Below are 22,709 nucleotides of genomic sequence, written 5' to 3' on the forward strand. Positions count from 1 at the left end.
ACAGCCTTTATTTGCAACCTTATTGCCCTCAAATAGTTTATTAAAATATTTTTGCTATTGTACAAGTTGACTTGTAAAATGAGGTATAGTAAACTGATATTGTGCAAAGTGACGACCGCTATATGGATGAGCCTAAGTGGAGGTGATTTATGCAAAAATATTATCACTTTTTAAATCGTAGCGATATTACAGATGGCTTTGAAGATGTAAAAAGAGGCTCTTTTTTTGTAGACAAATCTTTGATCATTAAAGAAGTAAATAAAAAAATTTCCACAAAAGAAAAGTTTATTTGCGTGAGCAGACCCAGACGATTTGGAAAAACTACGGTACTGGAGATGTTGGCCTCCTACTATACGAAAGGGAGCGATTCGGACTACTTATTCATGAATCTCAAAATCATGGAAAAGAAATCGTACAAGGAGCATCTAAATAACCATAATGTTTTCTATATTAATTTCGCTGATTATTTTGAACAAGGTACAGTATTGGAAGGAATTGAAAGGTTCACACAAGATATACTCGAGGATATAAAAAATACATATTCTGAAATTTTATGTAATAATGAGAATGTAGAAGCTATTTTTGATAAAATAAGGCAACTATATGGGGATAAATTTATATTTTTGATAGATGAATGGGATTGTGTATTTAGGTTTCATAAAGGAGAAAGAGCAGAACAAGTTTTGTTTTTAAGCTTTCTTAAACATTTTTTTAAAGATAAAAATTATATTGAATTGGTATATATGACCGGAATACTGCCAATTAAAAAATATAATACAGGTTCAGCACTTAATATGTTTAAAGAATATACGATGGTAATGCCAGGTATGACGGCTCCTTATTTTGGTTTTACATATCAGGAGATGGCTTTGCTGTGTGAAAATACAGATATGGACGAGAATGAATTGGCGGAATGGTATGGAGGCTATTTATTATCTGAAACAGAAAAAATGTATAATCCCTGTTCTGTGAAAGAGGCTTTGGAAAGTAAGAAATGCAACGATTATTGGAATAGTACGGGAGGTTATACAGAGTTAGAAGAATATATTACTATGGATTTTGATGGACTCATAGAATCTGTGACAAAATTATTTGCGGGAGAAAGTGAAACTATAGATATTCCGAGCTTTTTTAACGATTTGGATAGCTTCAGCAATAAGGAGGAGATATTTACAGCCCTTATTCATATGGGGTATTTGACTTATAGTAATGGAAAGGTGAGTATTCCCAATAAAGAAATTAGAATTGAATTTTTTAAAACTATAAAAAAAATGTCATGGGCTACAGTCCCTAAGCTTTTAAAGCAATCCAAAGATCTGTTATCTGCCGTTTTAAAGCAGAAAGAAGATAAAGTAGCATATATGTTGGAAGTTCTTCATGACGAAATGCAAGAATTTAAAGAGTATAATAATGAACATACGTTAAAATGTGTTATCCATTTAGCATTTTATGCTGCGCAAGATGAATATGAGTTGAATTTTGAAGGAAAAACTGGCAAAGGATATGCAGATTGCATTATGTATCCAAAGCGTTTAGGGTATCCTGGTATTATTATAGAATTAAAATATAATGGGAGTGTAGCTGAGGCTATTGATCAAATAAAAGAAAGAGATTATGTCAGTAATTTAAAAGGTAGGGTAGATAGCGTTTATTTAGTGGGAATTAACTATAAAAAGGACAAGAAAAAACATGAATGCAGGATTGAAATTATGAACTTCTCCAAAGATAAATATGAAGATGATTATTATGCCCATATAAGCCAAGACAAGACTCGCAAACAATCTGTCAATGCCCACTGCCATGGAACCGCCAAGCTTGCAGGCGATTTCGCCTCCGCCTTTAATTGCAGAGAATGGGGATTTGGCTGTGGCCTGATCCACGATATCGGAAAATATTCCGACAAGTTCCAAAAACGTCTTCAAGGTGGAAGTATCACGGACCATGCGACTGCAGGGGCACAGGAACTATATAAAAGAAAGAATATCTATGCGGCATATTGCATTTCCGGCCATCACTCGGGGTTGTTAAATGGCGGCACCCGTGCGGACTGTGCTGGAGAAGCTACCCTCATGGGACGGCTGAAGAAAGGTCTTGAAGATTACCATGCTTTTGAGAAAGAGATAGAGATTCCGGCGTTTCCGGTGCCTGCCTTGCAGCCTTTAGGAGAATTTGGCTTTACCGCTTCATTTTTTATCCGTATGCTGTTTTCGTGTCTGGTGGATGGGGATTATCTGGATACAGAAAGCTTCATGGCTGAAAATCCAGTACCACGTGGGACGTATGATACCATGGCGGATTTATTCCAGCGTGTACAGGATTCTATATCGCCCTGGCTGACCAATACCGACAGAAATACGGTTAATGGAAGACGAACAGAGATATTGAAGGCATGTTTGGAAACGGGAAAGGAGCCATCAGGACTTTTTCAGTTAACCGTACCTACCGGCGGGGGCAAGACGGTTTCTTCCCTGGCATTTGCCCTTCAACATGCCATAAAGTATGAAAAACAGCATATCATATATGTGATTCCATACACGAGTATCATTGAGCAGAATGCGGCAGTCTTTAAACACATTCTGGGGCCTGATAATGTATTGGAAGATCATTGCAATGTGGTGTTTGAAAGTGAAGAGGAACTGATGCAGTCCCAGCTGGCTGCAGAAAATTGGGACAAGCCTGTGATTGTAACAACCAATGTTCAATTCTTTGAATCATTATTTTCAAATAAAACATCAAAATGCAGAAAGCTTCATAATATCGCCAACAGTGTGATTATTTTTGATGAGGCGCAGATGCTGCCGGTGAGATATTTGCAGCCGTGTATACGGGCGATTACAGAGCTGATTGTTAATTATCGTTGCAGTTCCGTGCTGTGTACCGCAACGCAGCCGTCGTTACAGCAATTTTTCCCGGAGACGATGAAATGCAAAGAGATTTGCCCGGATGTGAGAGGACAGTATGAGTTCTTTAAGCGAACGGATATTCAGGAAATAGGAAAAATTTCGGAAGAAGAGCTGGCATCTCTTTTGAGACAGGAAAATCAGGTGCTTTGTATATTAAACAGCAGGCGACAGGTGCAGCGCGTTTATGAGGCAGTAAAAGGAGAGGGGACGTATCATCTATCTACGCTGATGTATCCGGAGCATCGAAAAAAGCTTTTACAGGAAATAAGGGATCGCTTAATCGATGGAAAGGCGTGCAGGCTGATTGCTACCAGCCTTGTCGAAGCAGGAGTGGATTTTGATTTCCAAACGGTGTACAGGGAACTGGCTGGCATTGACTCTGTTATTCAGGCGGCGGGAAGATGCAACCGTGAGGGGAAAAGAAGCAGAGAAGAATGTCATACGATGGTGTTCACTCTGGGTAAGACAGAGGGGATTCATCTCCCGGCAGAATTAAAGCAGCCTATTGCCGCCGCGGAGCAGACGGCAGAGAAATATGATGACATTGCGTCACTGGAGGCAATTCATGAGTATTTCAAACGCCTGTATTATTATAAAGGCGACAGGGGATTAGATGTAAAGGGGATCGTGGATCAATTAGAAAAGGGCGGGCGTACCGGCCTGTTTCCTTTTGCAGATGTTGCAAAAGCGTTTTGCTTAATAGAAGATGGCAGCACAAAGACGATTTTGGTTGATAGGGAACCGGAAGCACAGGATATTGTTGCGCGAATACGCCGTGGGGAACATTCCCGCCAGCTTGTCCGGGAGGCGGGTCATTACTGTGTGAATGTATATGAACAGGATTTTGAAAAATTAAACGGCGCAGGTAAATTGGAAGCGCTTGATTTAAAGTTCTATCGTTTGAGAAATTCAGATCAGTATACAGAGGAAATGGGTCTGGTTCTGAATGTTGAAAGAGGGGAGGCGGTTTTCTTATAATTTTGAAAATAGGAGAACGCGATTGGAAGGAGGACAAACATGAGCCGTGGTGTACGGGTACGGGTTTGGGGAGATTTGGCCCTTTTTACCCGGCCGGAGATGAAAGTAGAACGATGCAGTTACGATGTGATCACGCCTTCGGCAGCGAGAGGGATATTGGAAGCAGTCTACTGGCATCCCGGAATGAAATGGGTCGTTGACAGGATTTATGTGAAAAATCTAATTCGGTTTACCAGCATACGCCGAAACGAGGTGAAAAGTAAGGTTTCAGCCAGCAGTGCTTTAACAGTAATGAACGGAGGAAATAAGCCGCTGTTTATCAGCAGCCGCCAGGAGATCGTACAGAGGGCAGCAATTTTGCTTCGGGATGTAGACTATGTTATCGAGGCACATTTTGACATGACAGAACATGCCAGCGATGAGGATAATCCGGGGAAATTCAAAGATATTATCATGCGGAGGCTGAGACGGGGAGAATGTTACCATACGCCGTACTTCGGCTGCCGGGAATTTCCTGCTAAATTTGAACTCTGTGAGGACGATACTGTGGCGACGGAATATCAGGGCGTGGAAAAGGATTTAGGTTATATGCTTTATGATTTTGATTATACCAATCCGGAAGATATACAGCCAATGTTTTTCCGGGCTGTATTAAAGGATGGAGTGTTGGAGGTTCGGGATCAGGAGGTGGTGCGATGATCCTACAGTCTTTGGTAACATATTATGAGAGTTTGGAGCAAAAGGGGAAAATAACCAGTCCGGGCTGGTGTTCGGCAAAGGTGTCTTTTGGTTTGGAGCTTTCGGAAGAAGGAGAGCTGATCCGTGTTATTCCTCTGAAAGAATCTGTTGAGAGGGGGAAGAAGATGGTCGAAGTGCCTGCGATCAGAAGGGTTCCGCAGATGGTAGCCCGTTCTTCTGGGGTTTCGGCCAACTTCCTCTGTGATAATTCCAGTTATCTGCTTGGAATTGATAATAAAGGAAAGCCGGAACGTTCTCTGGAGTGTTTTGAGGCGGCAAAAGAGAAACATCTGGAGATTCTGGAAGATGTGGACAGCAGGGCAGCCAGGGCGGTGACTCTATATTTTAAAACCTGGAAGCCGGAAAAAGCCATGGGACATGCTGCGCTGTCGGAGGTATTGGAAGAAATTCTGGCAGGGGGGAATTTGATTTTCTTTGTTGGAGACGAGTTTGTTCAGGAGGACCCTGCTATCAAAGCGGCCTGGGAAACATACAGCCAGCAGCCAGGAGAAGGAACGGAAGGAATCTGCCTTGTGACAGGAAAACAGGCAGAGATTGCGAGGATTCATGGAACAATAAAAGGCGTACCAGGCGCCCAGTCCAGCGGGGCCGCATTGGTATCGTTTAATGCACCGGCTTTTGAATCGTATGGAAAAGAGCAGAGTTATAATGCGCCGGTCAGTACGTATGCAGCTTATGCGTATACGACAGCTTTAAATTATCTTCTTTCGGATCGGGATCATATGACTTTGATTGGAGATACGGCGGTTGTCTATTGGGCGGAAGATGGAGAAGAGGCGTATAACCGGACATTTTCTTTTATGATGGAGCCGACGGCAGATAATCAGGAGATTGTAGACGGGGTGTTCAAAAACCTGGCGGCAGGCAAGGCGGTGGATGTAGATGATGTGGAAGAAAGCCTCTCCATGGACCAGAAATTCTATATACTGGGACTGTCTCCGAATGCGGCCAGGCTGTCGGTACGATTTTTCTATCAGGACAGCTTTGGAAATATTTTGCGGCATGTGAAAGATCATTACGACAGGCTGCGTATTGTGAGGCCGGCCGGCGACCGTATGGAGTATCTGGGAGTATGGAGACTGCTGTCTGAGACGGTGAACAAGAAGTCAAAGGATAAGAAACCGGCTCCCAATATGGCGGGAAGTCTGTATCGGGCTGTTATTTCGGGAAGCAATTACCCGGAAAGCATGTATCAGGCAGTGATCGGAAGAATACGGTCGGAACAGGATGACAGCGACAGCCACAGTTATAAAATTACGCGGGGAAGAGCCGCCATGATCAAGGCGTTTCTGTTAAAAAACAGAGGAGGCAGTGAGGAGGAAATTACCATGGAACTGAATGATAACAGCAATGATGTTGCATATATACTGGGTCAGGAATTTGCTGTGCTGGAGGCCATACAGGAGGATGCCAATCCAGGAATTAATGCGACCATTAAAGATAAGTACTTTAATTCTGCGTGTGCAACTCCGGCATCCATCTTTCCGATTTTGTTTAAACTGAAAAACAGTCATTTACGGAAGATGAATCAAAAAGGCAAGGAAATTTACTATGAAAAAATGCTTGGAGCCCTTCAGAGTAAGATAACGGAAGTACCGAAACGGTTGAATTTAGATGCCCAGGGCAGGTTTATATTGGGATATTATCATCAGACCCAGAAAAGATATGAGAAAAAGTCAAAGGAGGAAGTGTAAGATGGCAGATGTAATCAAAAACCGGTATGAGTTTGTAATCTTATTTGATGTAGAAAATGGGAATCCCAATGGTGACCCTGATGCGGGAAATCTTCCCAGAATTGATCCGGAAAGTGGTTATGGAATCGTGACGGATGTATGCTTAAAGCGCAAGATTCGCAATTACGTGGAGACCGTGAAGGAGGACAGCGAAGGCTATCAAATATACATTAAAGAAGATGTTCCCTTAAACAGAAGCGATAATACTGCCTATGAATACCTGGGGACTGATGATAAGGGAATAAAAGATTTAAAGAAGAAAGATCCGGAGGTGGATCGGAAGATTTGTGATTTCATGTGCCGTAATTTTTTTGATATCCGTACGTTTGGCGCGGTGATGACAACCTTTGTAAAGGCTGCGTTGAACTGCGGACAGGTTCGGGGACCGGTGCAGCTGGGATTTTCCAGAAGCATTGATCCGATTGTCAGTCAGGAAGTGACGATTACCAGAGTAGCGATTACCACGGAAAAAGATGCCGAAATGAAGAGTACGGAAATGGGACGAAAGAATATTGTACCCTATGCGTTGTATCGGACGGAAGGATACATATCGGCGAACTTAGCGAGAAAGGTCACCGGTTTTTCAGAAGAGGATCTGGAACTTCTGTGGGAAGCAATTATCAATATGTTTGAAATCGATCATTCTGCGGCCAGAGGAAAGATGGCTGTTCGGGAACTGATTGTCTTTAAACACAGCAAAGAGTTAGGCGACTGCCCGGCTTATAAGCTGTTTGATGCGATAGAGGTGAAGAAACATGACGATGTGGATTATCCCAGAAAATACAGCGATTATACGATTACCATCCATGAGGAGCAGATCCCGGAAACAGTAGAAGTCTTAAGGAAAATATAATGGACTATAAGGAAGAGGATTATCTGATGCTTTCAGGAATCCAGCATTTTGCATTTTGCAGGAGACAGTGGGCACTTATTCACATTGAACAGCAGTGGCAGGAGAATGAGAGAACGGTGGAAGGGGAACTGCTCCATGAACGTGCCCATGATACCTGGGCCACGGAGAAGCGGTCTGATGTGATTATCAGCCGGGGATTGCCGGTGCAGTCCAGAACGATGGGGATATCCGGGAGTTGTGATATTGTAGAGTTTCACAGAGCGGAGGAGGGCGTTCCGCTTTACGGGCACAGGGGACTATTTCGGGTTTACCCGATCGAGTATAAGAGAGGAAAGCCGAAAGATATTCCCATCGATATGTTACAGCTTACCGCGCAGGCCATGTGTCTGGAGGAAATGCTTTCTGCGGAAATAACGGAAGGCGCCATTTATTACGGTGAAATACGGCACAGAGAGAAGGTTTTGTTCACAGAGGATTTGAGAACTCAGGTAAGGAAGTATTTTCAGGAAATGCATCAGCTTTTTGATAAGCAATATACCCCTAAGGTAAAATGGTCCAAAAGCTGTAACGCCTGTTCTTTGAAGGATATTTGTATGCCGAAGCTGGGGAAAATTCCTTCTGTGAAAGAATATGTGCGTGAGAAAATTATGGAGGAGGAAACGCCTTGAAAAAACTGTTAAATACTTTGTACGTGACTTCTCCGGATAGTTATCTCTCATTGGATGGCGAAAATGTAGTGATTCTGGATAAAGAGCAGGAGTTGGGGCGGATTCCCCTGCATAATCTGGAATCGATTGTCTGCTTTGGCTACAAAGGGGTCAGCCCGGCCCTTATGGGCGGCTGCGCGATGCGTGATATTTCTCTGTGTTTTATGACACCTCAGGGGAAATTCCTGGCGAGAGTAACCGGCAGTGTCAGGGGAAATGTTGTTTTACGAAAGAAGCAGTACGAAGCTTCTGAAAATGCTGATTTTAGCCTGGGAGTGGCAAAGAATTGTATTCTTGGTAAGATTTATAATGGGAAATGGGTTCTGGAGCGCGCCACTCGGGATCATGGATTACAGGTCGATGTGGAGGCGCTTAAGCGTGCATCTGTATTTATGCAGCAGTCATTAAACTATGTTTTGGAGTGTACGGACATGGCTCAGCTTAGGGGATATGAAGGAGAAGCGGCCAGTGTTTACTTTAGAGTCTTTGACCAATTGATCTTACAGCAGAAAAAAGATTTTAAGTTCTCCGGGAGAAATAAACGGCCGCCGTTAGACAATGTAAATGCCATGCTGTCATTTGTATATACTCTTTTAACAAATATGGTGGCTTCTGCGCTGGAAACGGTTGGGCTTGATCCCTATGTGGGCTTCATGCATACGGATCGGCCAGGGAGGGCGTCGCTGGCTCTTGACCTGATCGAAGAACTCCGTCCAGTGCTCGCAGATCGTTTTGTATTAGGGCTGATCAATCGAAAAATGGTTAGCGGTAAAGATTTTTCTAAGAAGGAAGATGGCGCTGTTATTATGACGGACCAGGCCAGAAAGCAACTACTGACAGAGTGGCAAAACAGAAAAAAGGAAGTTATCACACATCCTTATTTAGGTGAAAAGGTGGAGTGGGGGATGATTCCGTTTGTTCAGGCAATGCTGCTGGCACGATATTTAAGAGGGGATTTGGATGAGTATCCGCCATTTTTCTGGAAGTAGGAGGCGTTTTTCAAGATGTTAGTGCTGATTACCTATGATGTAAATACCGAGACCGCTGAGGGGAAAACAAGGTTGCGTAAAGTTGCAAAGCAATGTGTAAACTATGGTACCAGGGTACAAAATTCAGTTTTTGAATGTATTGTGGATAATGCCCAGTGCGTGATGTTAAAAGCGGTGTTGAAAGATCTGATTGATGTGAATGTTTACAGTCTGAGGTTTTATTATTTGGGTAACAAACATGACACGAAGGTGGAACATTTTGGTGTAGAGAAGGGAGTAAATGTAGAAAAACCTCTTATCTTTTAGAAGCGAATTTATGGTGCGAACCGGAAGTGATCATAAATTCCCTGAGAGGTTCGCACCGGAAATTTTGCAGTTATGCAGGGAGTATTGGGAAATTGGATATATTGATTTAATGAAAAGTATGCAAAATGCATATAATTATTGCTGGTTGTATGGTATAATATATGCGAATTTGCTGTCTCCGCTAGCGATAGCGGAGTGGATTGAAATTTCTTCCTCGAACCTCATTTCGCAATCTACTGGCGTCTCCGCTAGCGATAGCGGAGTGGATTGAAATGATGAATCAGCAGAAACAACTATATCAATCAGGTGTCTCCGCTAGCGATAGCGGAGTGGATTGAAATTTAATGATCGTAGTATTAGCGGCAGTAGTCTGACCGTCTCCGCTAGCGATAGCGGAGTGGATTGAAATTTTACGGTATCGGTTACTAAATGACCATCTTTTGTCTCCGCTAGCGATAGCGGAGTGGATTGAAATCCGGTCACCGGATCCCGGGCACGGCGCTGCATTCCGTCTCCGCTAGCGATAGCGGAGTGGATTGAAATTCGAATCTCACCGCCGTTGCTGCATTTTTTGTAGTCTCCGCTAGCGATAGCGGAGTGGATTGAAATCTCTCAGGATATATCACAGGAACAGCTAGATGCGGTCTCCGCTAGCGATAGCGGAGTGGATTGAAATATTAATGCACGAACTGGGGCACTTTATTATGGATGTCTCCGCTAGCGATAGCGGAGTGGATTGAAATTTTAAATCCGGATCCACGATCCCTGCGGCTGCAATGTCTCCGCTAGCGATAGCGGAGTGGATTGAAATGGCTCCAATCCGGTAATTTTCTGCCCGTCAATGAGTCTCCGCTAGCGATAGCGGAGTGGATTGAAATCCTAAATAACTATCCTGCGCCGTTTTGGTAATAGTCTCCGCTAGCGATAGCGGAGTGGATTGAAATTGGAAACAGTACTTCGCCCATGTATGCTTCCGTTGTCTCCGCTAGCGATAGCGGAGTGGATTGAAATTTTCACAAACGTAGTCTATCAGTTTCATTCTCCTGTCTCCGCTAGCGATAGCGGAGTGGATTGAAATACGGATACGGTTTATGCACATCCAGCAACAGCCGGTCTCCGCTAGCGATAGCGGAGTGGATTGAAATTCATTATGACGGAGTTGCCGCCTCCTGCATTTGGTCTCCGCTAGCGATAGCGGAGTGGATTGAAATCTTTGACGTCGAAAATGACGCCAGTGCCGTGAACGTCTCCGCTAGCGATAGCGGAGTGGATTGAAATTGTACGCTGTATCATACATATTTGCTTTGCCATAGTCTCCGCTAGCGATAGCGGAGTGGATTGAAATTCATACCATTTTACCCGGCGCTCCATCTTCTCCGGGTCTCCGCTAGCGATAGCGGAGTGGATTGAAATTTACAGTTTGGCGCACAGAAAATATAACGTACTCGGTCTCCGCTAGCGATAGCGGAGTGGATTGAAATTGCACTAACATAATCGGCATACATTAATGTCTGGGTCTCCGCTAGCGATAGCGGAGTGGATTGAAATACGGATCCGCCAAAGCTGTCAATCCGACTGGAAGGTCTCCGCTAGCGATAGCGGAGTGGATTGAAATACACCCGCAGCTATGAACATCTCAGCTTTGTAGACGCTTCCGCCATCGCTAGCTGTGTGTTTTAAAATCGTAAGATTATTGCAGAAATAAATCGTTGAGGGGACTCCATTCAGTAATAGCAGAGTATATTAAATTTATGCAAAAAATCAGTTTATAAACGATAAAAGTAAATAGATAGGTTAAGGAGAGCAAAGAGTGAAGTACATTTTTATACATGGACTTGGACAGGGGCCAGATAGTTGGAATAAAACAGTTTCCTGCATGAGAGAACAGGAAGAGATTCAATGTCTGAACGTATTTGCATTTAAAGAGGGATCAGAGATTTCATACAGAAAAGTATATAAGGCTTTTTCGACGTATTGTGAGTCTATAAAAACGGAGTTTGGACTTTGTGGTCTTTCTTTGGGCGCTGTGATTGCGTTAAATTATGTGGTGGAGCATCCGGGAAGGGTAAAGTCGCTGGTCTTGATAGGGGGACAGTGCGTGATGCCGAAGGGGCTTTTAAGATTGCAGAATATGATATTTCGGTTGATGCCGAATGGTATTTTTAAGAAAATGGGGGTAGGTAAGAGAGAACTGATTCAGTTGACAAAATCTATGATGGCATTGGATTTCAAAGAAGATTTGGATAAAGTGGATTGCAGGACGCTGATCGTTTGCGGGGAGAAGGATCGGGCGAACAGAGGGGCGGCTGAAATGATGGCAGAGAAGATTCATGGGGCGAGAATAGAGATATTGGAAGGCTGCGGGCACGAAGTGAATGTGGAGGCGCCGGAAAAACTGGCTGAAATTCTTGAGGCGTTTTACGAAGAAAAGTAGGATGGGAACCTGACAGGAACCGTGGTGTATGGACAACAACGAGCAGGTGGTGAAAGACCGTGGTATACTGACATCCGGGAGCATAAAAAGTCAGGATGAATCTGCGATGACAGGATAGAATAGGGCTATACGGAAGGAGATGAGAGGATGAACTGGATCAGCGGCTTGAAGAAGGCGATTGACTATATTGAGAGTCATCTGACAGAAGAACTGGAAGCGGCGGATATTGCGGCACAGGCAAATTATTCACCGTACCATTTTCAGCGGGTATTTGGAATTTTGTGCGGATACTCTCTGGGGGAATATATCAGGATGAGGCGGCTCACACTTGCCGGTAGTGAACCAGTACAGCGTTGCATAAGTTCCAGTGAATTCTGCACTCGCTATTCACGTCAGGATCACGCCCACGAAGCTAGACGTAGGGTCCACTACGCCGTCGCTTCGCGGACGCGCTCCTGACGCAAATATCAAGCACATAATTCACCGAAACTTACGCAATGCTGTACTGGCGTCTACTGATATAAAGGTGATTGATGCGGCTTTTAAGTATGGCTATGATTCGCCGGAGAGTTTTGGAAGAGCGTTTTCGCGTTTTCATGGGATAACGCCAGTACAGGCCAAATCGGGCAGAGCAAAGTTAAAATCCTTTTCACGCCTTTCTGTAAAACTTATTTTAGACGGAGGCAGTACCATGAAGTACAGAATTGAAAAGATGGGTGAGTTAGAGGTTATCGTAAAAAAGATAAATTTTCCTGTGATTTGGAGACCAGCAACAGGCAGCTGCCAGAGTTTTGGGGAGAGTGCTGGAGAGATAAGACTATGCTTGAGCTGTTTGAACGGAATCCGAAGGAAGGGATCTTTGGAGATGCACTGCTTGGGCTTTGCCTGAGTGAAAATCCGCAAGCGAACGAATTTGTCTATGCGATCGGCATGATGTATGATGGAGCAACGGTTGCGGAAGAATTAAGCGTGGAGAAGATTCCGGCACACACCTGGGCGGTCTTTGAATGTGTTGGTCCTATTCCCGGCGCTTTTCAGGAAATGCAGCATACGGTCTATTCTGAAATCTTCCCCAGCAGCGAATACCAACCCTGCAGCGGACTTGATATTCAGGTTTATCCGGCGGGAGATAAGCAGTCGGATAAGTATGTGTGCCAGCTATGGATTCCAATTGAGAAGAATTCATAAAATGGCTGTAATTTTGGTAAACAGTGGAAGCCAACGGAAATTAGGAGAAAAACAGAATTAGGGCGCTATATCTCTCAAAGGAACTGGTTGAAACAGAACTTTTGCGAATGGGGGAGCGACTGTCCGCGGCGAGTTGTGAAGAGACGAGGAAATGCGAAGAGACGGGGAAATACGAAGAGACTAGGAAATACGAAGAGACTAGGAAATACGAAGCACTGGACAATTGCGAAATATTGGGAGAAAGCTCTTTAATGGAGGAACTGAAATCAACGGTTCCTCCAATTGTTTCCATCATCAGTAAATGTGAGAAGGCCCAGTCGAAATACGAGAAGGGGACGGCACAGTTTAGGCGGTACGCAAAGATAATCCATGCAATGAAGATCTCAAAGGCTTTATTGGAGGACCGGCTGGAGACTTCAGCCGTGTCGGAGACTTCAGCCATGCCGGAGACTTCAGCCATGCCGGAGACTTCAGCCATGCCGAAGAATTCAGCCGAGCGAAAGTAAAAAATTTACAGGTTTTATAAAATTATCTCCGTTGAAGATTGTCCCTCCTCTTACTTATAATAGACTTATCAGGCAGTAAGAAGTTTTGACATAAGGAAGCTATGAAAGCTGGAGTGTGTTTGAAAATTCATATCCGCCATCTGCAGGCACCACTTCGCGGTTTATTTGGCCCCAATTTGGTCAGCGTAGCCCACTACGCTTCCTTCATGGGGACCAAATCTCCCACAAAGTGTAACGCAAAGCTGACGATAAGAAATTCTCAAACACGCTCCAGGGTAAGGGGACAAGCAACAGATCAAGAGGACAAACGAGAGGGAGGTTTTACAATGAAGAAGAGATGGATTACTCTGACGCTGACAGCGGCCGTCATGGCGGGACTTTGCGGTTGTGCGGGGAACAGCGGCACTTCCGGAGCGGGTGACACGGCCGGAGCGAAAACGGAGGCGGAGACGACTACCGCGAAAGCAGAGACCGTGGCACAGACAGCCAAAGAGGAGAAGAAGGACGAGATAACGCTGCAGTTCTGGGAGATGAACTACGGAAGCGACGACGCCTACTTAGAGACCTGCGAAAAACTGATTGCACAGTATGAGAGCGAGAATCCAGGCGTGAATATCGAGGTTACGGTACAGCCGTGGGATAATTATTACCAGCTGTTTTTAACCGCAGTCAGCTCTAATGCGGCGCCGGACGTGGCCAGTGTGGCTCTGGATCTTCCGGATATGTACGCCAGAATGGGCGAGGCTCTGGAACTTAATGACGTAGTGGCGGAGTGGAAACAGGATGGAACCATTGATGACTATGGGGAAGCCACAATGAAATCATTTACTTACGACGGAGATCAGATCGCAGTTCCTTATATGGTGGGATACAGAGGAATCTTTTACCGCAGCGATTATTTAAAGGAGTGCGGAATCGAAAAGGTTCCGGAGACCTGGGATGAACTGCTGGCGGCGTGTGAGAAGATCAAAGAGGTTCGCCCGGATCTGACTCCTCTGGATTTCGCGGGAGCCGACATGGGACTGTGGCACTATTTCATGTGCTTCGCCATGAGCAATGACGCCGGAATCGTGAAGGAGGACGGTACGCCGGGAAGTACGGATGACAGATATAAGGCGGCCATCGATCTGTTTAAAACATTCAAGGAAAAAGGCTATGTGGCTGATGGTGTTCTGGGACATAAATCGGCGGATGCGGAGAAACTGTATTACAGCGGCAAGTCCGTGTTCTGGTTTACCAGCTTCCCGGCTTCCATTTTTGACTATCCGGAGATTCTGGAAAATACCGAGGTTTACAGCGCATTTAAGGGACCGGACGGAACCGCGGTCAGAACCTCCAGCTTTAGTGATGCTCTGATGGCATTCTCACAGACAAAGCACCCGGAGGAAGCGAAGAAGTTTGTAAAATGGTGGGCAGAGAACAGCAGCGCTTTATATACCGAAGGCGGATGCTGGGCGTATCCGGCGAAGAAATCCTTCTTCAGCGGTGAGACCTTTAACAACAAGGTTGCCCAGGGCGTGTTAAATAAGATCGTGCCGACCGCAGTACCGTGTACATGGCCGATCGAGAACATTTTCCCGGGATTCTCTCAGGTAAATGGAGAGCAGACGATGAATTACAGCGCACAGGAGGCGCTTAACGGTAAAGTGGATACCGATGAGATCGCCAGAATTCAGGCAGAAAAGATCCAGGAAGCAATCGACATCGCAACAGAAGAGTAGTGACCAGAGAGGTCCGGCTTTTATAAAAGGCCGGACCTTCATTAAAAAAGGAGGGACTGCTGATGGAGAAAAACCGAAGAAGGTTTGGCCTTAAAATGCTGGTCATGCCGACGATCATTCTGTTGCTGGTCAGCTTTTATCCGCTGTTTAACAGCATTTATTTAAGTGTTACCAATACGAATATTTTAAAGAAAGGACAGACGGTCCGGTTTACGGGCGCTGCCAATTTTATCAAGCTGTTTTCGGACGGGACCATGGGGCCGTCCCTGGTGTATTCCCTGGAATATGCGTTTATCTGTGTGGCCGCCAGCTACGTGCTGGGACTCTTTCTGGCCGTTCTGCTGAATCAGAAGATTAAGGGAAGAGCGCTGTTTCGCGGTCTGATTCTGATTCCATGGGCGATACCGACCGTAGTGGCTACGGCGAACTGGCTGTGGATCTTAAATGACCAGTCGGGAATCGTGAACGTGATTCTGCAGAGACTGCATCTGACGGATGGGCCGATTCTGTTCTTTGCGGATCAGAGGATGGCGCGGATCACATGCATCGTGGTGGGAACGTGGAAATCGTATCCGTTTATGTGTATGTCGCTGCTGGCCGGGCTCCAGGGCGTTCCGGAGGATGTCTACGAATCGGCCAGGATGGATGGGGCCACGGGAATCAAGACATTTTTCTATATTACACTGCCGATGATCCGGAACGTGAGCATGGTGGTCGTGACTCTGATGTTCATCTGGGGCTTTAACAATTTTGATATTATCTATCTTCTGACGCAGGGCGGGCCGCTGGAGGCGACCTTTACGCTTCCGATCTATACATATAATACCGCGTTCTACCGGGGACAGATGGGGTATGCATCCGCCATTTCCATGATGACTCTTGTGATTCTTCTGTTCTTCTGCGCAGTTTACATGAAAATGCAGAAGGGAAAGGATGACGTATGAAAAATAAAAAGGGGATCATCTATGCGCTTCTGATCTTTTTCTGCGCGGCCGCCAATTTACCGGTTCTGTCCATGATTGGAACCGCGCTAAAACCGAGATCCGAGACGCTGTCAACCGTTTCGCTGTTCACGCTGCATCCCACGCTGGATAACTTTATCCATGTGCTTACCAGGACCTCTTTTGCACAGTCTCTCGTCAACACGATCTTCGTGGCGCTGATCGTGACGGCGCTGTGTGTGGCATTTTCTACGATGGCCGGTTTCGGACTGTCACGGTGCCGCGGCGTGTTTTTTGACGGGTATACAATGTTTCTAATTATCCTTCAGATGCTGCCGGCCATGCTGATTATGATTCCGCTGTATGTGACTCTCAGCCGGTTTCATCTGGTGGATACCCATTTCAGCCTTATCCTCATCTATACGGCCATCAATCTGCCGTTCGGTATCTGGACCCTGAAAGGGTTTTTCGATGATATTCCGACGGAGCTGGATGAGGCTGCCATGATCGACGGATGCAGCCGCTTTCAGGCGTATTGGAGGATCATCCTCCCGTTTTCCCTGCCTGGAGTGGCGTCGGTGGGAGTGTTTACTCTGATGAATGTGTGGAATGAGTATACGATCGCCAGTATTTTTATCCAGGATAAGAATCTGCGGACGCTGTCAGTGGGAATCCGGCAGTTTATGATGCAGAATACGACAGACTGGGCTTCCATGAGCGCGGCGGCAACCATCGCGGTTCTTCCGGCGTTCGTCATGATTATATTTGCACAAAAGTATTTGGTGGGCGGATTGACTTCCGGTTCCGTGAAAGGATGAGCAGATGAGAGAAAGTGTACTGATTTTGTGCCGCAATGAACGGGAAACGATCCTCTACGCGGCGGAGGAACTAAAACGTTACTTAAGCCTGGCCGGCGTGTCCGCCTGGACCTCGGTGCAGGAGACGCACAGCCCGTATATGAAGATACTGGAGCTGGCAGTGACACCGGAGGAGTTTTGGGGAAAGGAAGGGCAGTGTCTGGAGCGTTCTCCTCATTCCTGCCAGCGGGATACAGCGGAAAGTTCCTCTCACTCCGTTCGGCGGAATACAGCGGAAAGTTCCTCTCACTCCGTTCGGCGGAATGCAGCGGAGAGTCCCTCTCATTCCGTTCGGCGGAATGTAGACGCCTACGCCATCACAGTAACGGATCTCGGGGGATCCATAAAGGGGTCCAATAACCGCAGCGTGCTGCTGGGGGCCTACCGGTATTTAAAAGAGCTGGGCTTTGCATTTCTGAGGCCGGACCGGGAGGGGGAACGGATTCCGGCATCGGTGGGGCCCCACACGGTAAATATCAGGGAGGAGGCTTCCAGCCGGTACCGCGGAATCTGTATTGAGGGCGCTGTGTCATTTGAAAATATTATGCGCTTTGTGACCTGGCTTCCGAAGGCGGGCTTTAACACGTATTTCACACAATTTAAGATTCCCTATGAGTTTTTCAAGACGTGGTACCTCCATACAAATAATCCGTATTACGAGAAGGAACCGGTTCCCTCGGAAGAAGAGGTGGACGCATTTGTGAAAGAAATTCTCGTGCCCCATATAAAGAAGCTGGGGCTGATCTGGCAGGCGGGAGGCCACGGCTTTACGACGGGAGCGGCGGGGCTGCCCGGTACGGGATGGGATCCTATGGGGGAGGAGAAGGTGCCGGAGGAGCGCAGGGAGTATCTGGCGATGATAGACGGGAAGAGGGGACTGTTTCATGGCGTTCCCCTGAACACCAGCCTATGCTGCTCCAACCCGCTGGTGAGAGAATTGCTGGTTCGGGAGATCCTTCATTACATTCACGGGAATCCTCAGCTGGACATGGTCCATGTGTGGCTTGCCGATGACGGAAACAACAGCTGTGAATGCGGGGCGTGCGCTGCGAAACGGCCTTCTGACTGGTATATTGAGATTTTAAATCAGGTGGATGAGGCACTTTCAAAGGAAGGCAGTCCGGTTAAGGTGGTATTTCTGGCGTACTTTGATCTGTTGTGGCCGCCTGTCAGCGCGAAGCTTCTAAATCCGGAGCGATTTGTGTTCATGTTTGCGCCGATTACCCGATCCTACCGGGCACCGCTTCCGGTGGAAGAGACGCCGCTGATTCCGCCTTATAAACGGAATCAGTGCAGATTTCCGGTAAATGCGGGGGAAAATATGCATTACTGCAGTGCATGGAAACAGTTTTTTCCGGGGGACAGCTTTCTATATGATTATCACTATATGTGGAATCAGTTCCGGGACTGGGGAGATTACGGATCGGCGGAAATCCTGTGGGAGGACCTGGTGAACCTGGAAGAGGCGGGCTTTGAAGGGTATGTGAGCTGTCAGCAAACCAGGGTATTTGCGCCTACGGGCTTTGGAATGTATGTGATGGCTGAAACGCTATGGAACAGGAGCTGTACCTTTGAAATGCTGGCGCGGAAGTATTTCCGCATGATTTACGGTGATCAGGCCGAGGCGGTGCTTTCCTACTGTAAGGAGCTCTCTGCACTATCGTATATGGAGCAGCCGGAGAACGATAATCCGGGAGTGTGCGCGGAGGCTGTGGAAAAGCTGAAAGCGGCGGCCGATTTAATCAGAACTTACCGGCCTCTTTTTGAGAAGAATTTTGGGGATGAGAAGATACAGGACCGGCTGGCCTGGAAATATCTGTTATATTCCGGCAGAGCTGCCGAAATGTACATAAGTATGCTAAAATACAGGAGACTGGGAGCAGAGGATCGGGTTTCGGAGGAATACCGGAAGCTGAAAGAGTATCTGTGCAGGACGGAGGAAGAATGGCAGGAAGGCTTTGACGTCTACTGGTTTGTGAAGGACAGAGACAAAAAGTTCCTGGCCTCTGATACGTAAGAAAAGGGAGGGATCGTGCTTGGGGGATAGGAGAAAGCGAATCCCCGCGCTTCTCAGAAGAATTGGCTTGAAGAGAAGGCTGTTTATCGGTTTTGTGATCGTTTCACTTCTGCCGATGGCGGTGCTGGGGGTCATCATGGGCGTCAGGCTTTACCATACGATTATGGACAATTACGAGGAACAGTCCATACAGGCGCTGGGGACGATCCAGTACCGGATCGGAATCGTGACCGGAGCCAAGGAGGAGAGAATCAATGCGTTTGCCTCTGACGCCGATGTGGTCAAAAGTGTGCGCAAGCTGAATATGGATATCAGCCTTCTCGACCGGACTGCTCTGACAAGAGATCTGCAGGGCAGGCTGCTGGCTGAATTAAGCCAGATTAAGGGCGGTGTGCGCGCGGAAATCCTGGACCGGAACGGGGAGTACGTTACAGGGATTTTCGACGACCGCTACACGGCGCTCTCCGGCGAGGCGAGAGCCAGGGCGAAGGAGAGTCCGGACCGGCTGCATCTGTGGCACGGAACGGAGCAGGAGGGGGAAGAGATTATCGTTTTCTCCAGGCAGATTATTAATTATTTCAATGGAAGGACCACGGGATGGGTGCTTCTCTATGTGGGGACGGATGAGCTGAAGGAAGAGATGAAGACGGTGCAGACCGATGCGGTTATCGCCGTTTACGATGAGGAGGGCGGTCTGATCTGTTCCGGAGCGGGAAATGGGAGTATTGCCGATATTGCGGATGGAGATTTAAATGAGGCCGGATTCCGGGTATCGGGCTACCGGGATTCCGAGGATATGTGGAAGGCGGACTGGAAGCTGGAATCGGGCCGGTATCAGGTGCTTTTTCAGAATATGGCCGGTACCGGATGGGAGATTGCCATTTTTAAGGATTACCATGAACTGGTCCGGTCATTTGCCGGAATCGGGATTCTGGCTGCCGTTATCTGTCTGGTGAGCATGGGCATCATTATCTATCTGTCGCTTTTGATCACCAGGACCGTGGCGGAACCGGTACAGAACATCGCCGAGAGCATGAAGATCTTCAGCCAGGGAAACTTAAGCGTCAGGGTGACGGACGACGCGGCGGATGAGATTGGGAGGCTGGGAAATGAGTTCAATTCCATGAGCAATAACATCGAGCGTCTGACTCACGAGGTTTATGAGGCCCGCATCAAGGAGAAGGAGGCGGGCCTAAGAGCCCTCGAAGCGCAGATCAATCCCCATTTCCTGTACAATACCCTCGATATGATTAACTGGATGTCATACCGCTCATCCAATCAGGATATCTGTAAGATTGTGAAGTCACTTTCCGACTTTTTTAAGCTGAGCTTAAACCATGGGAAGGAGCTTTATACAGTGGGGGACGAGGTTCGCCATATACAGAGCTATGTCACCATTGAACAGTATAAGAAGGCGGAAATTGATTTTGAGATTCATGTGGACGAGGAATTGAAGCCGTGCGTCTGCCCGAAGCTGATCGTACAGCCGCTGGTGGAAAACGCCATCCTTCACGGGATCGAGCCGAAACGGGGGCCGGGAACGATCATCATTTCCTTTGTCCGCCGGGAAAATGACATCGTGATCACGGTGGAAGACGACGGCGTGGGGCTGTGCGTGAAGCAGAGAGAAGGCGCCCGCTATCACCACGGCGGATATGGGCTGCAGAATATTAATGAACGGCTCGCCATGCTATACGGAAAGAAGTACTATGTGACAGTGAAAGAGAGAAAGGGAGGCGGCGTGATTTCCAGTGTCGTCATTCCCCTGATCGGATTGGAAGGTTTGGACGATGTATCTGATGATTGTAGAGGATGAAAAATTTATCCGTGATGGTATTCTGTATCTCTTATCCGAGGTACCGGGCATTACGGAAATCGACACGGCCTGCGACGGGGAGGATGCCTGGAGTATGATAACGGATTCAAGGCGGTTTCCCGATATCGTTCTGACGGATATCCGTATGCCTGGCATGGATGGGCTGGAGCTGAGCGATAAGATCCGGGAGCATTCCTCCGCCTCCAAAATCATTTTTATCAGCGGATATGAGGATTTTGCCTATGCGAAAAAGGCCATTTCCCTTGGGGCCAGCGGGTATGTGACGAAGCCGGTCGCCCAGGATGAGCTGCTGGAGCTGATTAACCGCGTGATGATACAGATCAGAAAGGAAGAGCAGTTTGACAGGCAGCAGGAGATATCGTGTTTTCATGAGAAACAGTCGGATGCGCTGCTGGGAGATATCTTAAGCCAGATAAGAGATAACCCGGGCGGCGTGTCCTTAAAGGCGCTGTCGGAGAGCTGGGGCGTGTCCCCGTCCTATATCAGCATTCTCTTCAAGGATAAGACCGGCCATAACTTTAAGGATTATCTGCTGGACTGCAGAATGAAGCGGGCGAAGGAGCTTTTGGCGGCGGGAAGCCAGGCTGCTGAGATCTGCGAGAACTTAGGATACAGCGATTACGATTATTTCAGCAAAAGCTATAAGAAGTATTATGGCGAGTCGCCGGCGGAATACCGGAAAAGGATTCATTTATAGGCTGCATTTTCCGTGCCTCTGCGAAGATAACCGCAGGGGCATTTAAACTTGCAACAGACAGACATGTTGTGCTATAATGGGGAAAGCTTAATACATTGGAGGTATTACAACATGAAAAAGATTATTTTGACGGGGGACCGGCCAACGGGTAAACTTCATATAGGCCATTATGTGGGCTCCTTAAAACGCAGGGTGGAGCTGCAGAATTCCGGTGAGTTTGATGAGATATTTATCATGATCGCCGACGCGCAGGCTTTGACTGATAATGCGGACAACCCGGAGAAGGTGCGTCAGAATATTATTGAGGTGGCTCTGGATTATCTATCCTGCGGCCTTGACCCTGCAAAATCGACTCTGTTTATACAGTCACAGATTCCGGAACTGACGGAGCTGTCCTTTTATTATATGAATCTGGTTACCGTTGCCAGGCTTCAGAGAAACCCGACTGTGAAGTCGGAGATCGCCATGAGGAATTTTGAAGCCAGCATCCCGGTAGGCTTTTTTACGTATCCCATCAGCCAGGCGGCGGATATCACGGCATTTAAAGCGACTACCGTGCCGGTAGGCGAGGACCAGGAGCCGATGATCGAACAGACGAGAGAGATCGTCAGAAAGTTTAACTCTGTCTATGGGGACGCTCTGGTGGAGCCGGAAATTCTGCTTCCTGACAACCAGGCCTGCTTAAGACTTCCGGGAACCGACGGAAAGGCGAAGATGAGCAAGTCTCTGGGCAACTGCATCTATTTATCCGATACCGAGGCCGATGTGAAGAAGAAGGTCATGAGCATGTATACCGATCCGAACCACATTCAGGTTTCCGATCCGGGACAGATCGAGGGCAATACGGTCTTTACGTATCTGGATGCTTTCTGTAAGGCAGATGCGTTTGAGAAGTATCTTCCGGATTACAAGAACCTGGATGAGCTGAAGGATCACTACAAACGCGGCGGACTGGGCGACGTGAAGGTGAAGAAGTTCTTAAACAGCGTTCTTCAGGAGGAGCTGACCCCGATCCGTGCCAGAAGAAAAGAGTACGAGGCCAACATTCCTTTTGTCTATCAGATATTAAAGGAAGGCAGCGAGAAGGCGGAGCGCGTGGCGGCGGATACGCTGGCCGGCGTGAAAAGGGCCATGAAGATCAACTATTTTGATGATATGGAACTGATTGCCGCACAGGCGGAGAAGTATAAGAATCAGGAGTCATAATGTGGGAAGAAGTTCAACCGTTTTATAAAATGCGGCAGCGTTTTTATAAGGCGGTTGAATTATTTTAGGAAAGAAAG

General features: G+C 47.0%; 18 protein-coding genes, 1 pseudogene and 1 CRISPR repeat array. All 19 genes and pseudogenes read left to right on the forward strand.

The features are described from left to right. Positions 1-149: 149 nt before the first annotated feature. Positions 150-1,676, forward strand: a pseudogene (locus H8S75_RS33545) (AAA family ATPase); the annotation flags it as partial. 33 nt (positions 1,677-1,709) lie between these two features. Next, positions 1,710-3,881: a CRISPR-associated helicase Cas3' gene (gene cas3, locus H8S75_RS33550; protein WP_243270170.1), complete on the forward strand. Its 2,172-nt coding sequence runs from the start codon at positions 1,710-1,712 to the stop codon at positions 3,879-3,881. Between the two features lie 39 nt (positions 3,882-3,920). Next, positions 3,921-4,580, forward strand: a complete 660-nt coding sequence (gene cas5c, locus H8S75_RS02415) for a type I-C CRISPR-associated protein Cas5c (RefSeq protein ID WP_187019050.1) — start codon at positions 3,921-3,923, stop codon at positions 4,578-4,580. Beyond that, positions 4,577-6,334 (forward strand): type I-C CRISPR-associated protein Cas8c/Csd1, encoded by a 1,758-nt coding sequence (gene cas8c / locus H8S75_RS02420; protein ID WP_187019052.1) that lies wholly within the window; start codon positions 4,577-4,579, stop codon positions 6,332-6,334. The genes cas5c and cas8c overlap by 4 nt, the downstream gene beginning before the upstream one ends. Before the next feature lies 1 nt (position 6,335). Beyond that, on the forward strand, positions 6,336-7,226 hold the full coding sequence (gene cas7c / locus H8S75_RS02425) for a type I-C CRISPR-associated protein Cas7/Csd2 (protein ID WP_187019053.1): 891 nt from the start codon (positions 6,336-6,338) through the stop codon (positions 7,224-7,226). After that, a complete protein-coding gene (gene cas4 / locus H8S75_RS02430) occupies positions 7,226-7,894 on the forward strand; it encodes a CRISPR-associated protein Cas4 (protein WP_187019055.1) in 669 nt (222 codons plus the stop codon). The genes cas7c and cas4 overlap by 1 nt, the downstream gene beginning before the upstream one ends. Continuing rightward, the gene (gene cas1c, locus H8S75_RS02435) at positions 7,891-8,922 is read left to right on the forward strand and encodes a type I-C CRISPR-associated endonuclease Cas1c (protein ID WP_187019057.1); all 1,032 of its coding nucleotides are present in this window, start codon (positions 7,891-7,893) and stop codon (positions 8,920-8,922) included. The genes cas4 and cas1c overlap by 4 nt, the downstream gene beginning before the upstream one ends. A gap of 15 nt (positions 8,923-8,937) precedes the next feature. Next, on the forward strand, positions 8,938-9,228 hold the full coding sequence (gene cas2, locus H8S75_RS02440; RefSeq protein ID WP_187019059.1) for a CRISPR-associated endonuclease Cas2: 291 nt from the start codon (positions 8,938-8,940) through the stop codon (positions 9,226-9,228). A 174-nt stretch (positions 9,229-9,402) separates the two neighbouring features. Continuing rightward, positions 9,403-10,843: direct repeats of the CRISPR family, unit length 33 nt; unit sequence GTCTCCGCTAGCGATAGCGGAGTGGATTGAAAT. Between the two features lie 195 nt (positions 10,844-11,038). Continuing rightward, a complete protein-coding gene (locus H8S75_RS02445; protein ID WP_187019061.1) occupies positions 11,039-11,662 on the forward strand; it encodes an alpha/beta fold hydrolase in 624 nt (207 codons plus the stop codon). A 147-nt stretch (positions 11,663-11,809) separates the two neighbouring features. Then, the gene (locus H8S75_RS33260) at positions 11,810-12,121 is read left to right on the forward strand and encodes an AraC family transcriptional regulator (RefSeq protein WP_349768849.1); all 312 of its coding nucleotides are present in this window, start codon (positions 11,810-11,812) and stop codon (positions 12,119-12,121) included. Positions 12,122-12,481: 360 nt separating this feature from the next. Then, a complete protein-coding gene (locus tag H8S75_RS02460) occupies positions 12,482-12,850 on the forward strand; it encodes a GyrI-like domain-containing protein (protein ID WP_187019651.1) in 369 nt (122 codons plus the stop codon). Between the two features lie 107 nt (positions 12,851-12,957). After that, the gene (locus H8S75_RS02465; RefSeq protein WP_243270152.1) at positions 12,958-13,356 is read left to right on the forward strand and encodes a hypothetical protein; all 399 of its coding nucleotides are present in this window, start codon (positions 12,958-12,960) and stop codon (positions 13,354-13,356) included. 326 nt (positions 13,357-13,682) lie between these two features. Continuing rightward, positions 13,683-15,077, forward strand: a complete 1,395-nt coding sequence (locus tag H8S75_RS02470; RefSeq protein WP_187019064.1) for an ABC transporter substrate-binding protein — start codon at positions 13,683-13,685, stop codon at positions 15,075-15,077. Between the two features lie 62 nt (positions 15,078-15,139). Then, positions 15,140-16,021: a carbohydrate ABC transporter permease gene (locus H8S75_RS02475; RefSeq protein ID WP_187019066.1), complete on the forward strand. Its 882-nt coding sequence runs from the start codon at positions 15,140-15,142 to the stop codon at positions 16,019-16,021. Next, positions 16,018-16,836: a carbohydrate ABC transporter permease gene (locus tag H8S75_RS02480; RefSeq protein ID WP_187019068.1), complete on the forward strand. Its 819-nt coding sequence runs from the start codon at positions 16,018-16,020 to the stop codon at positions 16,834-16,836. The genes H8S75_RS02475 and H8S75_RS02480 overlap by 4 nt, the downstream gene beginning before the upstream one ends. Positions 16,837-16,840: 4 nt before the next feature. Further along, a complete protein-coding gene (locus tag H8S75_RS02485) occupies positions 16,841-18,892 on the forward strand; it encodes a DUF4838 domain-containing protein (protein ID WP_187019070.1) in 2,052 nt (683 codons plus the stop codon). Positions 18,893-18,911: 19 nt separating this feature from the next. Continuing rightward, a complete protein-coding gene (locus H8S75_RS02490; protein ID WP_187019071.1) occupies positions 18,912-20,708 on the forward strand; it encodes a sensor histidine kinase in 1,797 nt (598 codons plus the stop codon). Beyond that, the gene (locus tag H8S75_RS02495) at positions 20,683-21,426 is read left to right on the forward strand and encodes a response regulator transcription factor (protein ID WP_187019073.1); all 744 of its coding nucleotides are present in this window, start codon (positions 20,683-20,685) and stop codon (positions 21,424-21,426) included. Before H8S75_RS02490 ends, H8S75_RS02495 begins: the two co-directional genes overlap by 26 nt. A 111-nt stretch (positions 21,427-21,537) precedes the next feature. After that, positions 21,538-22,632, forward strand: coding sequence for a tryptophan--tRNA ligase (gene trpS / locus H8S75_RS02500; protein WP_187019075.1), 1,095 nt, complete (start codon positions 21,538-21,540; stop codon positions 22,630-22,632). Positions 22,633-22,709 lie beyond the last annotated feature (77 nt).

Origin of the sequence: Hungatella hominis (genome assembly GCF_014288005.1) — a bacterium.
Classification (GTDB): domain Bacteria; phylum Bacillota; class Clostridia; order Lachnospirales; family Lachnospiraceae; genus Hungatella; species Hungatella effluvii.